The sequence below is a fragment of the Amycolatopsis sp. WAC 01375 genome (assembly GCF_003947325.1).
GTDB lineage: Bacteria > Actinomycetota > Actinomycetes > Mycobacteriales > Pseudonocardiaceae > Amycolatopsis.
This window is the reverse complement of record NZ_QHHW01000036.1, coordinates 139107-153952: the sequence shown is the minus strand read 5'-3', so window position 1 is coordinate 153952 and position 14846 is coordinate 139107. Positions and strand designations below refer to the sequence as shown.

17 protein-coding genes are annotated in these 14846 nt (G+C 69.0%); 16 read left to right on the top strand and 1 reads right to left on the bottom strand.

Annotated features, from left to right (window positions below; translation table 11 throughout):
* Positions 1-7: 7 nt before the first annotated feature.
* The 3 genes from DL991_RS23595 to DL991_RS23585 all read left to right on the top strand — a co-directional run bounded on the left by DL991_RS23595 (position 8) and on the right by DL991_RS23585 (position 3897).
* The gene (locus DL991_RS23595; RefSeq protein ID WP_125786516.1) at positions 8-2317 is read left to right on the top strand and encodes a [protein-PII] uridylyltransferase; all 2310 of its coding nucleotides are present in this window, start codon (positions 8-10) and stop codon (positions 2315-2317) included.
* 249 nt (positions 2318-2566) lie between these two features.
* Positions 2567-2959 (top strand): hypothetical protein, encoded by a 393-nt coding sequence (locus DL991_RS23590; RefSeq protein ID WP_125786515.1) that lies wholly within the window; start codon positions 2567-2569, stop codon positions 2957-2959.
* Positions 2960-3009: 50 nt separating this feature from the next.
* Entirely contained in the window at positions 3010-3897 is an 888-nt protein-coding gene (locus tag DL991_RS23585; protein WP_125786514.1) for a Ku protein, read from the top strand.
* 244 nt (positions 3898-4141) lie between these two features.
* Here the strand turns inward: DL991_RS23585 and DL991_RS23580 are convergent, their stop codons facing one another.
* The gene (locus DL991_RS23580) at positions 4142-4999 is read right to left on the bottom strand and encodes an NAD(P)H-binding protein (protein WP_125786513.1); all 858 of its coding nucleotides are present in this window, start codon (positions 4997-4999) and stop codon (positions 4142-4144) included.
* 70 nt (positions 5000-5069) lie between these two features.
* Between DL991_RS23580 and DL991_RS23575 the strand changes: the two genes are divergently transcribed.
* The 13 genes from DL991_RS23575 to DL991_RS23515 all read left to right on the top strand — a co-directional run bounded on the left by DL991_RS23575 (position 5070) and on the right by DL991_RS23515 (position 14758).
* Positions 5070-5561 carry a MarR family transcriptional regulator gene (locus DL991_RS23575; RefSeq protein ID WP_125786512.1) on the top strand — a complete coding sequence of 164 codons (492 nt, stop codon included), beginning with the start codon at positions 5070-5072 and terminating at the stop codon, positions 5559-5561.
* Between the two features lie 111 nt (positions 5562-5672).
* Positions 5673-7220 (top strand): signal recognition particle protein, encoded by a 1548-nt coding sequence (ffh, locus tag DL991_RS23570; RefSeq protein ID WP_125786511.1) that lies wholly within the window; start codon positions 5673-5675, stop codon positions 7218-7220.
* A gap of 3 nt (positions 7221-7223) precedes the next feature.
* Positions 7224-8297 (top strand): amidohydrolase family protein, encoded by a 1074-nt coding sequence (locus tag DL991_RS23565; protein ID WP_125786510.1) that lies wholly within the window; start codon positions 7224-7226, stop codon positions 8295-8297.
* A gap of 45 nt (positions 8298-8342) precedes the next feature.
* Entirely contained in the window at positions 8343-9092 is a 750-nt protein-coding gene (locus DL991_RS23560) for a CPBP family intramembrane glutamic endopeptidase (protein ID WP_125786934.1), read from the top strand.
* Positions 9093-9149: 57 nt separating this feature from the next.
* Entirely contained in the window at positions 9150-9956 is an 807-nt protein-coding gene (locus DL991_RS23555; protein ID WP_125786509.1) for a CPBP family intramembrane glutamic endopeptidase, read from the top strand.
* Between the two features lie 158 nt (positions 9957-10114).
* Complete coding sequence (gene rpsP / locus DL991_RS23550; RefSeq protein WP_125786508.1) at positions 10115-10576, top strand: 30S ribosomal protein S16; 462 nt, start codon at positions 10115-10117, stop codon at positions 10574-10576.
* A complete protein-coding gene (locus DL991_RS23545) occupies positions 10573-10812 on the top strand; it encodes an RNA-binding protein (protein WP_003103110.1) in 240 nt (79 codons plus the stop codon). The genes rpsP and DL991_RS23545 overlap by 4 nt, the downstream gene beginning before the upstream one ends.
* Before the next feature lie 22 nt (positions 10813-10834).
* Positions 10835-11347 (top strand): ribosome maturation factor RimM, encoded by a 513-nt coding sequence (gene rimM / locus DL991_RS23540; protein ID WP_125786507.1) that lies wholly within the window; start codon positions 10835-10837, stop codon positions 11345-11347.
* A complete protein-coding gene (trmD, locus tag DL991_RS23535; RefSeq protein ID WP_125786506.1) occupies positions 11347-12111 on the top strand; it encodes a tRNA (guanosine(37)-N1)-methyltransferase TrmD in 765 nt (254 codons plus the stop codon). Before rimM ends, trmD begins: the two co-directional genes overlap by 1 nt.
* Before the next feature lie 159 nt (positions 12112-12270).
* Positions 12271-12639 carry a 50S ribosomal protein L19 gene (gene rplS, locus DL991_RS23530; RefSeq protein ID WP_125786505.1) on the top strand — a complete coding sequence of 123 codons (369 nt, stop codon included), beginning with the start codon at positions 12271-12273 and terminating at the stop codon, positions 12637-12639.
* A gap of 31 nt (positions 12640-12670) precedes the next feature.
* Positions 12671-13600: a signal peptidase I gene (gene lepB, locus DL991_RS23525; RefSeq protein ID WP_125786504.1), complete on the top strand. Its 930-nt coding sequence runs from the start codon at positions 12671-12673 to the stop codon at positions 13598-13600.
* Between the two features lie 58 nt (positions 13601-13658).
* Positions 13659-14438, top strand: a complete 780-nt coding sequence (locus DL991_RS23520; protein WP_125786933.1) for a ribonuclease HII — start codon at positions 13659-13661, stop codon at positions 14436-14438.
* A complete protein-coding gene (locus tag DL991_RS23515; protein WP_003096226.1) occupies positions 14435-14758 on the top strand; it encodes a DUF2469 domain-containing protein in 324 nt (107 codons plus the stop codon). Before DL991_RS23520 ends, DL991_RS23515 begins: the two co-directional genes overlap by 4 nt.
* Positions 14759-14846: the final 88 nt, after the last annotated feature.

Below are 14846 nucleotides of genomic sequence, written 5' to 3'. Positions count from 1 at the left end.
GTCACGGATGGCCGACGGGGGTGAACTGGTCAAGGCCACCGAGCGTTTGCTCGAGGGCAGGCACGGGAGGCTGGGGGCGTCCGCTTTGCGGGCGGCCCTGGTCGACCTCTACGAATTCTGGCTGGGCAAGGGCGCCGCGGCGGCCGGCGTCGACACCGCTGAACCCGGTGTCGCGCTGGCCGCCGTCGGTGGCCTCGGGCGCAGCGAACTGGTGCCCTTCTCCGACCTCGACCTGTTGTTGCTGCACAACGGCAACTCGAAGGTCGGCGAGATCGCCGACGCGATCTGGTATCCGTTGTGGGACGCCAAGATCGGCCTCGATCACTCGGTCCGCACGCCGGGTGAGGCGCTGAAGGTGGCGTCCGAGGATCTGCGGACCGCGATGGGACTGCTCGACATCCGGCCCATCGCCGGGGACGCCGAGATCACCGCCAGGCTGGCCGCCGCGGCACGGGACCAGTGGCGGCGGACCGCCAGGAAACGGCTCGGCGAACTGTCGGACGCGGTGCGTCAGCGCTGGGCTCGCAGTGGTGAGATCGCGCAGTCCGCCGAGCCGGATCTCAAACACGGCCGTGGCGGGCTTCGCGACTTCGCCATCCTGGAGGCGTTGGCGGCGGCTCAGCTGACGGCGAGGCCCGGCGAGGAACTGCTGGCGGCCAAGAGCCTGCTGCTGGACGTCCGGACGGAGTTACGCCGCGAACTGCGCCGGGAGCGGGACATCCTGAGCGCGCCGGAGGCCGAGACGGTCGCGGGTGAACTCGGGTTCGGCGACCGGTTCACCTTGGCGCGCAAGCTTTCCGGTGTCGGACGGACGATCGCGTACGCGGTCGACGTTGCGCTTCGGTCCACTGTGGAACCGCCGAAGGCCCGGTTCGGGCGGCGGCCGGTGCGGACGCCGCTCGACGAAGGTGTCGTCCTGCACGGGAACGAGGTCGCGCTGGCGCGGGACGCGGTGCCCGCCAAGGATCCGGCGCTGCTGCTGCGGGTCGCCGCGGCTTCGGCCCGGATCCGGAAGCCCATCTCGCACGGGACCTTGCGGGCGCTCGCCGAGACCGCGCCGGAACTGCGTGCGCCGTGGCCTGCCGACGCCCTCAAGGCGCTGGTGGAGCTGCTCGGCGCGGGCGAAGGGCTCGTCGACGCCGTGGAGGCGCTGGATCGCACCGGGTTGTGGGCGCGGCTGTTCCCCGAATGGGGTGCCGTGCGGGATCTCCCGCCGAGGTCGCCGGTGCATTCGTGGACCGTCGACCGGCATCTCGTGCGTGCCGCTGTCGAGGCGTCGAAACTGACGACCACCGTTTCGCGGCCGGATCTGTTGCTGATCGGCGCGCTGCTGCACGACATCGGCAAGGGACGCGACGCGGACCATTCCGAACTCGGTGCGAAGATCAGTGCCCAGGTGGCGGCGCGGCTCGGGTTGTCGCCCGCGGATTCCGCGCTGGTGTCGGCGATGGTCCGGCATCACCTGTTGTTGCCGCATACCGCGACGCGGCGGGACATCAGCGATCCCGCCACGATCCAGCGGGTGACGAAGACGCTCGACGAGAACTTGGTCCTGCTGGAACTCCTGCACGCGCTGACGACGGCCGATTCGCTGGCCACCGGGCCGGGCGTGTGGACCGACTGGAAGGCGCGGCTGCTCGCCGAACTCGTGTCCGGTTGCGAGGAAGCGTTGCACGGCAAGGGATTCGTACCGCCGGAGCCGATGGGCGCCGAGCAGCGGGAACTCGTCGCCGAAGCCGTCGCGTCCGGCCGTGGTGAAGTGCGCATCACGGCCGCCGGCAAGGTCGTGACCGTGGTTCTCGCGGTCCCGGCCCGCGCCGAACTGCTGGCTCCCGCGGCCGGGGTGCTCGCGCTGAACTCGCTCGAGGTGCACGCGGCGGTCCTGCGCGGGCACGACGGGGGACGGGCGGGCGTGTTCACGGCGTCGCCGAAGTTCGGCTCGCTGCCCGACGTCACCCTGCTGCGTGAGCAGTTCGCGCGGGCGGTGGCCGGGACGCTCCCGCTCACCCAGCGGCTCGCGGCGAAGGAACGGGACTACGGCGAGACTCCCACGGCGAACGTGAAGGTGATCTGGTTCGACGACGAGACCAGCGGGCACGACACGGTCGTGGTCGAACTGCGGGCCGCGAACCGGATCGGGCTGCTGTACCGGGTCGCGGGCGCGCTGCGCCGGTGCGAGGCCGAGGTGCGCTGGGCGAAGGTGGCCACCCTCGGTGGCGCGGTCGTCGACTCGTTCGCCATCGCGCCACGGACCGGCAGGGTCGACCAGGTGTGGCGGTCGAAGATCGAAGCCGCGTTGCTGGCCGCCGCGTCCTGACCCGCTGATCGTTTGAACCCACGGCCGCCTGTTCGCCACCCGGGAGGGACTGACCACGATCGCCGTCGTCCTCGCGTCGTTCTACCCGGTCGTTCCGGTGGTGCTCGGCATCGTGGCGTTGAGTGAGCGGCCGTGGTGGTCCTGCTCGGCTTCGGCTGACCTCGACCAGGGTGTCGCGCGAAGTGCGGAGGGTAATGGTGGCAGGATGTCCGCCGTCGAGACCCGAAGGATCCGGAGGGCGGTGAGCATGTGCTCGGTCACGAGCCGAATTCGCCCGGGCCACAGCGGATCACGCTGCCGCCGACCGTCGTCGCCTCGCACCTCCGGGCGTGCGCGGACGACCTCGCCGTTTCCCTGACCGCGTCGGGCACCGCCGCGACAGTGCCCGAACTGCTCAAAGTGGTCCGGCACCTCGTCGCGGGCCAGCAGGCGCTCGCCATCGCGCTCGAAGGTATGGCGGGCCGGGTCGAAGGTGGCGGCCAGGGTGCACTGGCCACCGCCCCGATGATCGACGTCGAGGTCGTCGCGGAAGTACTCCGTGCGGCGGCCACCGCTGTCGACTGTTCGGCCGAAGCACTCGCCGAATCACGTCCGTCATTCGAATGTGTGAGCGATTCAGTCGCCCCTGACACCCGTTTGTAGCTGTCCCGCCGCTTCGGGGCGTGGATACGCTGACCAGGCGGAGGTGGGCCATGCGAGCGGTGTGGAAAGGCACGATCGGCTTCGGGACCTATGCCATTCCGGTGAAGGCGTACAGCGCGACCGAAGAGCACGACATCCCCCTCCATCAGGTGCACGAGCCGGATGGCGGCCGGGTGCGGGTGAAGTGGGTCTGCGAGGTCGACGGCTTCGAGGTGCCCGCCGCCGAGATCGTCAAAGGGCATCCCGTGCCCAACGGTGACGTCGTCCTGCTGACCTCCGCGGACTTCGCGTCGCTGATCGCGCCGACCACCCAGTCGATGGACGTCGTCGGTTTCACCCCGGCCGAACAGGTCGACTCGACGTACTTCGCGCGCAGCTACTACCTCGAACCGGAGCCGGCGGGCACCAAGCCGTACGTGCTGTTGAGCGAGGCGCTGCAGCAGTCCGGGCGGATCGCGATCGTGAAGGTGACGCTGCGGCAACGCGAAACGCTGGCCGCGCTGCGAGTACGGGATCAGGTGATCGTGCTCGAGACGATGCTGTGGCCCGACGAGATCCGGCGGCCCGACTTCCCGTTCCTGCACGAGGACGTCGACCTGCGGCGTGGGGAACTGCGGAACGCGGTTTCGCTGATCGAGGACCTCACACGGGATTTCGAACCCGGCCGGTACACCGATCGCTACCGCGAGGCGCTCGAAGCGCTGATCCAGGCCAAGGTGGACGGGGACGATGTCCTGCAGCCGACCGCGGCCGAACAGGCGGAGGGCGTGACGCGGCTGCTGGCGGCCTTGCAGCAGAGCGCGGTCGAAGCCGATCGCGCTCCGGTCGAGAAGGCCAAGGAAGCGGCGGCGAAGGCACGCCAGGCGCGGACGCGGGCGAAGAAGGCCTCGTCCTCAGCGTCGTCTGTGTCGTCGGCATCCTCGGCCAAGACCAGTTGAGTAGTTCTACCCAGGGATAGTTGGGGGTCTTCACGCTGCCGTGACCCCGCGGTGACCGGGCATTCTCATGTCATCGCGCGGAGAGAGCGCGGGAGCGAATCGCCTGGTACTGGGGGTCTGGCGAAACCGGTTCCCGCGAAACTCGCCAAGTGTGCTTACGGTCGGCTCGCGGGGAGGCGAGCCTTCCGTAGGGGCTCCGGTACCGGTCTGCGAGGGGCGGCCGGTCCCGGAGCCCTGTTCTGCGTCAGGCCCGGAACGCCGAAGCGTTGTCCGCGACCCAGTCCGCGTAGCTTCGCGGCGGGCGCCCGAGCACCTCCGCCACTCCGCCGGTGACGAGGCCGGGCTGGCCGGCGAGCCGCCGGTACCTGTTCATCAACGCCTCGACGAACGCTTCGGGGAAGCCTCGCGTGACCATGGCCTTCGCGGCCACGTCGGCCGGAACTTCCTGGTACCGCAACGTTTTGCCGAGTACCGTGCCGATCACCGCCACCATTTCCGCGTGGGTGAGCGACCGTTGGCCGGTCAGTTCGAGCTTCCGCCCGGCGAACTCGTCGCTCAGCAGGGCGCGGGCCGCGACGTCGGCCAGATCCCGCTCGTGCAGCGGCGCCTCGGCGAAGTTCGCGAACGGACCGAAGACGACATCGCCCGCGCTGATCTGGCCCGCCCAGGTCAGCCGGGTGTTGGCCGCGAAGAAGGACGCCCGCAGGCTCACCCACTCCAGGCCGCTCGCGACGGCGGCCTCTTCGACTTCTTTGTTCCGGTCGCCCTGGAAACGCGACGGCTGGTGGTCCGCGGGCTCGTCGACGTTGGTGGCGGACAACGCGACGACCCGTCGTACGCCGTGATCCTTCGCCAGTGCGAGCACTTCGGAGGGCACGGCGGCCGCGGCCCGTGAATGCAGGAAGATCCCGGTGACGCCCGCCATGAAGGGAGCGATGCTGTCGGGGCGCGACGGATCCCCTTCGACGACTTCGACTCCCGAAGGCCAGCCGGACGTGGCTTTGGCGTCGCGGGTCAGGGCGCGGACGCGTGCGCCCGCGTCGGTGAGGCTGTCGATCAACGGCCGTCCGACGGTCCCGCTCGCCCCAGTGATCAGGTACATGACCCACTCCTTTGCCGAGTGTCATACAATATGGAAACCGTATCACTTTGGGACATGGAAACGAGATGATATGACTTCCGTAACACCTGAGGGCAGGCCTCGGCGACGGAAGGTCGCGGTGATCAAAGGGGCACTGCGCGCGCTGAACAACCAGCTCTCGCTGTTCAACCACCAGGTCAGCGCCAAGGTCGCGCTCAAACCGGTGGACTTCGACTGCCTTGAGCTGCTGAACCTGCACGGATCGTTGAGCCCGAGCGCGCTGGCGAAGCAGGCGGGCCTGCATCCGGCCACCATGACCGGGGTGCTGGATCGCTTGCAGCGCGCGGGATGGATCGCCCGTGACCGGCCGCCGGACGCGGCCGACCGCCGCGCGGTCGTCGTCTCGGCGACCGGCGATCGCGACGGCGACGTGTACCGGCACCTGGCGGGGATGAACGCGAAGATGGACGACGTCTGCGCCGGCTACACCGACGCGGAACTGGACCTGATCGCCGATTTCCTCCGGCGCACCACCATGGCGGGGAAAGACGCGACCGGGGACCTCGCCGGGGAATCCGGATAGGCGGCCTCGTCCGCAACCGCGTCAAACGCCGGCCCCGGACACCGACTACTCTGGAAAGCCGTCGGTCCGTACCGGCAAGCCACGACGACCCCAGCTGGAGCGTGCACACCCGTGTTCGACACCCTCTCCGATCGGCTCACGTCCGCCCTGCAGACCCTGTCTCGCAAGGGCAGGCTCTCCGACGCCGACATCGACGCCACCGCGCGTGAGATCCGTATCGCGCTGCTCGAGGCGGATGTCGCGCTGTCGGTGGTCAAGGACTTCATCGCCAGGATCAAGGAGCGCGCCAAGGGTGCCGAGGTGCACGGCGCGCTGAACCCGGCGCAGCAGGTCATCAAGATCGTCAACGAGGAACTCGTCACCATCCTCGGCGGCGAGACCAGGCGGCTCACCTTCGCGAAGAACCCGCCGACGGTCATCATGCTCGCGGGTCTGCAGGGTGCCGGTAAGACGACGCTCGCGGGCAAGCTCGCGATGTGGCTGAAGAAGCAGGGTCACGCGCCGATGCTGGTCGCCTGTGACCTCCAGCGCCCCAACGCGGTCACGCAGCTGCAGGTCGTCGGCGAGCGCGCCGGGGTCGCGGTCTTCGCGCCCGAGCCCGGCAACGGGGTCGGCGACCCGGTCGACGTCGCCCGCCGTGCCATCGACGAGGCCAAGCGCGCCCAGCACGACATCGTCCTCGTCGACACCGCCGGCCGTCTCGGCGTCGACGAAGAGCTGATGAAGCAGGCCGCGAACATCCGCGACGCCGTTTCGCCGGACGAGACGCTGTTCGTCGTCGACGCGATGATCGGTCAGGACGCGGTCACCACGGCCGAAGCGTTCCGCGACGGCGTCGGCTTCACCGGTGTCGTGCTCACCAAGCTCGACGGTGACGCCCGCGGTGGAGCCGCGCTGTCGGTCCGCCAGGTCACCGGCCAGCCGATCCTGTTCGCCTCGAACGGTGAGAAGCTCGAGGACTTCGACCTCTTCCACCCGGACCGGATGGCCAGCCGGATCCTCGGCATGGGCGACGTGCTCAGCCTCATCGAGCAGGCCGAAGAGCACTTCGACCAGGAGAAGGCCGAGCAGACCGCGGCCAAGCTCGGCAGCGGGCAGCTCACCCTCGAGGACTTCCTCGAGCAGATGCTCGCGGTCCGCAAGATGGGCCCGATCGGCAACCTGCTCGGCATGCTGCCCGGCGCCGGGCAGATGAAGGACCAGCTCGCGCAGGTCGACGACAAGCAGCTCGACAAGCTGCAGGCGATCATCCGCGGCATGACCCCCGCCGAGCGGGCGGACCCGAAGATCATCAACGCCTCGCGCCGCGTCCGGATCTCGAAGGGGTCCGGTGTCGCCGTCCGCGACGTCAACGACCTGGTCAACCGGTTCTTCGAAGCGCGCAAGATGATGGCGCAGATGGCGGGCCGCTTCGGCTTCGGCGGCGGCGGAGGCGGCAGCAAGAACCGCAAGGGCAAGAAGGGGAAGAAGGGCAAGGGGCGCGGTCCGACGCAGCCCAAGGTCCGCGGCGGCTTCCCCGGCGGCATGCCGATGCTGCCCCCTGGCGGGATGCCCGGCGGCGCCGGCGGCGGCGGGATGCCCGACCTCTCCCAGCTCGGCGGCATGAACGACGTACCCGGGTTCGACCCGAAGAAGTTCAAGCTGCCGAAGGACAAATAGCCCGTGGACGCGCTGCACCTGGCGGGCGTCGTCCTGCCGGACGGCGAGCACCGTGAGCTGTGGGTCATCGGCGGCCGGATCACCACCGAGCCGGTCGCCGGAGCGGAAACCGTGGTCCGGGAAGGCTTTCTGGTCCCCGGACTGGTCGACGCGCACTGTCACCCCGGCATCGGGGTCGGCGGCGCGACCACCCTCGAAGAGGCCGCCGAACAGGCGATCACCGATCGCGACGCCGGGACGCTGCTGATCCGCGACTGCGGGCTGCCGATCGACGTCCGGCCGCTGCAGGAGCGTGCCGATCTGCCGCAGATCATCCGCGCCGGACGGCATCTCGCCCTGCGCAAGCGCTACATCCCCGGCCTCGGCGTCGAACTCGAAGACCCGGCCGAACTGCCGAAGGCGGTCGCCGAACAAGCCCGCGACGGCGACGGCTGGGTCAAACTCGTCGGCGACTGGATCGACCGCGGTGTCGGCGATCTCGCGCCGCTGTGGCCCGACGACGTCCTCGCCGAGGCCATCGCCGTCGCGCACGCCGCGGGCGCCAAGGTGACGGCGCACGTGTTCGGCCAGGCCGCGTTGCCGGGCCTGATCGACGCGGGGATCGACTGCCTCGAACACGGCACGGAACTCCTCCCGGACCAGCTCGACGTCCTCGCCGAACGCGGGATCGCGCTCGTGCCGACCCTGATCAACATCGAGAACTTCCCCGGGATCGCCGACAAGGCGGGCAAATACCCGGTGTACGCCGACCACATGCGGGCACTGCACGCCGGCGTGGGGGAGATGGTGTCGACGGCGATCGAGGCGGGCGTGCGGGTGTACGCCGGAAGCGACGCTGGCGGCATGGTCGAACACGGCAGGCTCGTCGACGAGATCGAGGCACTCCACAAGGCGGGCATGTCCGCCGAACAGGCCCTGGCTTCGGCTTCGTGGGCGGCCCGCGAATGGCTGGGCGTACCTGGAATCGTGGACGGCGCTTCGGCCGACCTGCTCGTCTACCCGTCGGACCCGCGCGAGGATCTCGCGGTGCTGCGGCATCCGAGCCAGATCGTCCTGCGTGGCAAGATCTACGCCTGACCCGACTCCACCGGTGACCGGAGCGGCACTTAGCGTGGAGGCGTGGTGGACGACGGGCAGGCTCGCGAGCGTTTGGTGCTCGGAGCGCACTGGGGCTTCGTAGCGTTCTTCGCGGGCATCGCCGGATACCACCTCGTCACGCTCGTCATGAGCTTCGTGATGTCAGGCCGCTTCGGCGGCTACGACCCCCTCGAACTCCGTGACGTCGGCCCGCTGCTGATCCTCGCGTTCCTGCCGACCCTCGTACTCGGTCTCGGCCCGGCGGTCGGCTCTCGCCTTTGGGGGCAGGGGCTTCGCGAAGACTTCGGGCTCAAACCCACCTGGCGCGACGTCCGGATCGGGCTCGCCTGCGGAGCGGCCGCGCTCGCCGCCGGCTACCTCCTCAATCTGCTGCTGCTCGCCGTCTACGGGACCGACAGCGACGACCGGACCTTTTCCGACGTCTCGCCCGGCCCGATCACCGAGCTTTCGGGCACCACCGAAGGCGACACGGTCTGGCTGGTGCTGGCCGCGGTCATCGTCGTCCTCGCCGCCCCGGTCACCGAAGAACTGCTCTTCCGCGGCACCTTGTGGAACGCGATGGGTTTCCACCGGCTGCCCTCGTGGGTGATCTTGCTGGTCACCGCGCTGGTTTTCGCCCAGCTGCACGGGGAAGCCGCGCGCACGATCGCGCTGTTCGGCCAAGGCATCGCCATCGGCCTCGCCCGCTATCTTTCCGGCAGGGTGAGCGCGTCCGTCATCGCGCACGCGGCCAACAACCTCCCACCGGCTGTATTGCTCTTCGCGGCGAGGTGATCGCCGGTCCAGGCGGTTAGAGTCTTTGAGTAACCGAACGATCACCGGAGGATCGGCGTGACCGTATCTCAGCCCAGGGAGCCGATCCCCGAGGCCGCGCCGCCGGACGAACTACCTGCCGGAGGTGAGGTGGCCGCGCTCGACACGCCACCGTCGCATCGCTGGGGATTCGGGGCCTTCCTCTTGGTGGAAGCCGTCCTCCTGGCGTCGGCGGCGTTCATCAGCGTCCTGCTCGGCGACGTCCAGCCCGGCCAGCCACTGCCGATGCGCATGGTGCTGCTGGGCACCATGGTGCCGACGATGATCGCCGCCGGAGTCGCGCTGCTGATCACCCGGCTGCGTGGCAACGGCCCGTTCGTCGACCTTCGGATCGGCTGGAGCTGGGCCGACGTCAAAATCGGGCTCAAGCTCGGTGTGCTCGGGCTCGGGTTCACCTCGCTCGCCGCCTACGTCTGGACGCAGGTCGTCGGCAACGAGAACGCGACCTCGGCGATCAGCGCGCTCGTGGAAGACCGGCGGATGTCGGTCTCGGCCGCCGTCGTCATGTTCATCTACCTGTGGCTGGTCGGGCCGATCTGCGAGGAGATCATCTACCGCGGCCTGCTGTGGGGCGCGGTGGAACGGCTGACGTGGCGCACCGAACGCTGGGGGAGGATCGCGGCGTTCCTGGTCTCCACGGCCGTTTTCGCGGCGAGTCATCTCGAGCCGCTGCGCACCACGTTGCTGCTGGTGATCGCGATTCCGATCGGGCTCGCCAGGGTGTTCACCGGACGGCTGCTCGGCAGCATCGTCGCCCATCAGGTGAACAACTTCCTCCCGGCCGTGACGATCCTGCTCGCCTCGCTCGGGATAGCCGCGTTCTGACGGCCGGTCGGCGTCTGGCAGAATGTACGCTTGCCTGCTTTGGCCGGACCCTCTCACCGCGCCCGAGCTTCGGACCTTCGGGTGTGCACAGCCGTTCCCCACTCGGCCGACGCACGCCTTCCACCTGCATCAGAGAGAACTGAGGAGTACCCACACCCGTGGCCGTCAAGATCAAGCTGCAGCGTCTCGGCAAGATCCGTGCGCCGTACTACCGCATCATCGTCGCCGACGCGCGCACTCGCCGTGATGGCAAGGCCATCGAGACGATCGGCAAGTACCACCCGAAGGAAGAGCCCAGCTTCATCGAGGTCGACACCGAGCGTGCCCAGCACTGGCTGTCCGTCGGCGCCCAGCCGACCGAGCCGGTCCAGCGCATCCTCGAGATCACCGGTGACTGGCAGAAGTTCAAGGGCCTGCCGGGCGCCGAGGGCACCCTGAAGGTCGCCGAGCCGAAGCCGTCGAAGCAGGACCTGTTCAACGCCGCGCTCGCCGCCGCCGGTGACTCGGCCTCCGCCGAGGCCACCACGCCGAAGAAGAAGTCCGCCCCCAAGAAGGCCGAAGCCGACAAGGCCGAAGCCGACAAGGCCGAGGCCGCCGAGGGTGACAAGGCCGAGGCGTGAGCTTCCTCGCTGACTCCCTCGAGCACCTGGTGCGCGGGATCGTCGACAACCCGGACGAGGTCCGGGTCGAGCTGCTGACCACTCGCCGTGGCCGCACGCTCGAGGTGCACGTGCACCCCGACGACCTCGGCAAGGTGATCGGCCGGGGCGGTCGTACCGCGACCGCCCTGCGCACCGTCATGGGCGGCATCGGTGGCCGCGGCGTCCGGGTGGACGTCGTCGACACCGATCGCTGACCAAGGACGCTGAGACACTTCAATGGACGTCGTAGTAGGCCGGATCGCCAAGGCGCACGGAATCCGCGGGGAACTCGCGGTGGACGTGCGCACGGATTCGCCGGAACAGCGGTTCGCGGTCGGTTCGGCCGTCACGACGAAGCTGCGTGACGGCAGTAGCAGAAACCTCACCATCGCAGCCGCCCGCGAACACAGCGGGCGGCTGCTGGTGCGTTTCGAAGAGGTGCCGACCAGGGACGTCGCGGAAACCCTCCGCGGCGCGCTGCTGATCGCCGACACCTCGACACTGCCGCCGACCGAAGACCCCGACGAGTTCTACGACCACGAACTCGAAGGCCTGCGGGCCGAACTCGCCGACGGCACCGTCCTCGGCAAGGTGCTCGAAATCGTGCATTCGCCCGCCGGGGAACTGCTGTCGATCGAACACGACGGACGCGAGGTGCTGGTGCCGTTCGTGAAGGCGATCGTCCCGGCGGTCGACGTCGCGGGCGGCCGTGTGGTCGTCGACCCGCCGGAAGGCCTGCTGGACGCCTGATGCGCCTCGACGTCGTCACGATCTTCCCCGAATACCTCGACCCGCTCCGCGCCGCGTTGCTCGGCCGCGCGATCGACCGCGGCCTCATCGAGGTCGGCGTGCACGACCTGCGGAACTGGACGCACGACGTCCACCGCGCGGTCGATGACGCGCCGTACGGCGGCGGGCCGGGAATGGTGATGAAACCGCAGATCTGGGGCCCCGCCCTGGACGACGTCTGCGGCGAGAACACCCGCCTCGTGGTCCCCACCCCGGCCGGGCGGCCGTTCACCCAGGCCATGGCCCACCAGTACGCCGCCGAGGAGCACCTCGTGTTCGCTTGCGGCCGCTACGAGGGCATCGACCAGCGGGTGATCGACGACGCCGCGAAGCGGATGCCCGTCGACGAGGTCTCGATCGGCGACTACGTGCTGGTCGGCGGCGAGGCCGCGGTGCTGGTGATGGTCGAGGCCGTCGTCCGGCTGCTGCCCGGCGTCCTCGGCAACGCCCGGTCCGCCGAGGAGGACTCGTTCTCCGACGGCCTCCTCGAAGGCCCCAGCTACACCCGGCCCGAGGTCTGGCGGGACCTGGCCGTGCCGGACGTCCTGCGTTCGGGCAACCACGCGCTGATCGACCGCTGGCGCCGTGACCAGGCGCTGGAACGCACCGTCCGGCGCAGACCCGAACTGATCGGGCAACTGCCGGAAGGTAGTCTCGACAAGCACGATCTCGGGGTCCTCGAGCGGTTGCACGAGGACACCGGCCAGGCCGGGTCAAGTACCTGAGTCCTGGTCTGCAATACTTGACAGGTTGGCGTGAGTGGACGCGCGGCTTTCGAGCCGGCGCCGTACACCGGAACGCCATCAGCCCCCGGGTAGGTCGCAGTCCCGATACTGCGCGCCCAAGCTGCACGTAAGCCATACGAAGACGAGGACGGACCACCGATGAACACCCTGGACGCGCTGGATGCGCAGTCACTGCGTTCCGACATCCCGGACTTCCGACCGGGCGACACGCTCAAGGTTCACGTCCGCGTCATCGAGGGCAACCGCGAGCGTAACCAGATCTTCCAGGGCGTCGTGCTGCGTCGCCAGGGCGGCGGCATCCGCGAGACCTTCACGGTCCGCAAGGTGTCGTTCGGCATCGGCGTGGAGCGCACCTTCCCGGTGCACTCGCCGAACATCGCCGAGGTCGAGGTCCACAAGCGCGGCGACGTCCGCCGGGCGAAGCTGTACTACCTCCGCGAGCTGCGCGGCAAGGCCGCCAAGATCAAGGAACGCCGCGAAAACCGCGAGAAGACCTCCGCTTCCTGAGTAGCCTCGCGGTTACAGGTAGCCTGGCGTCGTGGTCGAACCCGTGTCCCAGAACACGTCCGAAGATGAGCCCGATCGCCCCGAAGAGGAGCGCCCGACCAGGGCCTCCCGACGGGGCCGGTCCGGGTCCAAGAAATTCGGCAAGGTCAACAAGAAGCGGTCGTTCTGGAAGGAACTGCCGATCCTGATCGTCGTCGCGCTCGTGCTGACGATCTTGATCCAGCAGTTCCTCGCCAAGGTCTACATGATCCCCTCGGGATCCATGGAGTCGACTCTGCACGGCTGCGCGGGATGCACGGGCGACCGGATCCTGGTCGACCGGATCACGTACGACTTCACCGATCCCGGTCCCGGCGACGTGGTGGTCTTCAAGGGACCGCCGGCGTGGGCGGGCGAGATCGACGCGCCGGAGTCCAGCAACATCTTCGTCAGCGGCTTCCGCGCGCTGGGATCCCTGATCGGGTTCGCGCCGCCGGACGAGCGCGACTTCGTCAAGCGGATCATCGCGGTCGGCGGCCAGACGGTGCAGTGCTGCGACAACAACCGCGTGGTCGTGGACGGCAAGGCGCTCGACGAGCCGTACGTCCACTGGGAAGAGGGCATGGCGCCCACCGAGAAGACGTTCGAGCCGGTCAAGGTGCCCGCCGGATACGTCTGGGTGATGGGCGACAACCGCAACAACTCGAGCGACTCCCGCTTCCAGGGCGGCGGTGGCGTCAACGGCGCCGTACCGGTCGACAACATCATCGGCAAGGCGCGCGTCATCGTGCTCCCGCCCGGCCGTTGGGGTGGCGTTTCGGACCACAACCCGCAGGCGAACGCCCAGCCGCTGGCGCTCGGTGCGCCCGCCTGGCAGCAGGGTCTTCCCCTGGGCGTCGGCATCGCCGCGGCGTGGCCCGTGGTCTTCCTCGGCAGGCGAATGTCGTCCGGAGTGCGCAAGGCGGTCGACCGGAGGCGGTAAGGCCTTGAGAGTTCCTGTACCGCTCACACCGGCCGAGCCGCTTCGGCCGCCGCGGGCAGTGGTGCGTGGCGACCTCTTCTGGGGGTTGCAGAGTGCGCTGGACCGGCGGGGCCTCGGGCCCGTCGCCGGTGTCGACGAGGCAGGGCGCGGTGCTTGCGCCGGCCCGCTCGTCGTGGCCGCCTGCGTGCTGCGCCCCGGCGACGCCGCGCGGCTGCCCGAGCTCACCGATTCGAAAGTCCTCACGGCCAAGGCCCGCGACCGGGTTTACGACCGGGTCGTCCAGCGTGCCGTCGACTACTCGGTCATCGTCATCCCGGCGGCCGAGGTCGACCTGTTCGGCATCCACGTCATGAACCTCGAAGGCATGCGACGTGCGGTTTCGGCGCTGCGGACCACGCCGGGCTACGTCCTGACCGACGGATTCCGTGTCTCCGGGCTGCCCGCCCCGAGCATCCCCGTGATCAAGGGGGACAAGGCCGTCGCGTGCGTGGCGGCGGCGTCCGTACTGGCCAAGGTCACCCGCGACCGGATCATGGGCGATTTGCACGACGTCCACCCGCATTACGGCTTCGACGTGCACAAGGGGTACAGCACCACCGACCACAGCGCCGCGCTGAACACTCACGGTCCGAGTCCGGTTCATCGCTGGTCGTACGCGAACGTGGCCACCGCGGCCGCCGCGCACCGGGTGCGGCCGCCTCACCCGGTCGTGCTCACTGTCGCGGCACTGGAAAACCCGAGCGTGCCGATACGTGCCCTCGGCCCGTACGTGGGTAACAATGAACGCTCCGCCGCTGGAGCAGCAGCAAAATCGCGAGGAGGGGCGCGGATTTCATGAGCGCAGAGGATCTCGAGAAGTACGAGACCGAGATGGAGCTCTCGCTTTACCGCGAGTATCGCGACATAGTCGGCCAATTCTCGTACGTGGTGGAGACCGAGCGGCGGTTCTATCTGGCCAACGCCGTCGACGTGCAGGTGCGCGACGGCGGCGGTGAGGTGTACTTCGAGGTCCGCATGTCCGATGCGTGGGTCTGGGACATGTACCGGCCCGCGCGGTTCGTCAAGCACGTCCGGGTCATCACGTTCAAGGACGTCAACGTCGAGGAACTCGACAAGCCGGATCTCCGGTTGCCGGAGGACGGGCCGTTCTCCGGCTGATCTTCGGAACTACTGAAGGCCCCTTTCATCGTGTTCAGGCACGTGAAGGGGGCCTTCATGTATTCGCGGGGCGCCTAGCACAGACCAC

Coding starts and splice junctions, on each gene's coding strand:
- DL991_RS23575 (WP_125786512.1), top strand. CDS start 5,070: ATGACTTCCGTAACACCTGAGGGCAGGCCTCGGCGACGGAAGGTCGCG.
- rimM (WP_125786507.1), top strand. CDS start 10,835: ATGGACGTCGTAGTAGGCCGGATCGCCAAGGCGCACGGAATCCGCGGG.
- DL991_RS23515 (WP_003096226.1), top strand. CDS start 14,435: ATGAGCGCAGAGGATCTCGAGAAGTACGAGACCGAGATGGAGCTCTCG.
- rplS (WP_125786505.1), top strand. CDS start 12,271: ATGAACACCCTGGACGCGCTGGATGCGCAGTCACTGCGTTCCGACATC.
- DL991_RS23585 (WP_125786514.1), top strand. CDS start 3,010: ATGCGAGCGGTGTGGAAAGGCACGATCGGCTTCGGGACCTATGCCATT.
- DL991_RS23595 (WP_125786516.1), top strand. CDS start 8: ATGGCCGACGGGGGTGAACTGGTCAAGGCCACCGAGCGTTTGCTCGAG.
- trmD (WP_125786506.1), top strand. CDS start 11,347: ATGCGCCTCGACGTCGTCACGATCTTCCCCGAATACCTCGACCCGCTC.
- DL991_RS23580 (WP_125786513.1), bottom strand. CDS start 4,999: ATGTACCTGATCACTGGGGCGAGCGGGACCGTCGGACGGCCGTTGATC.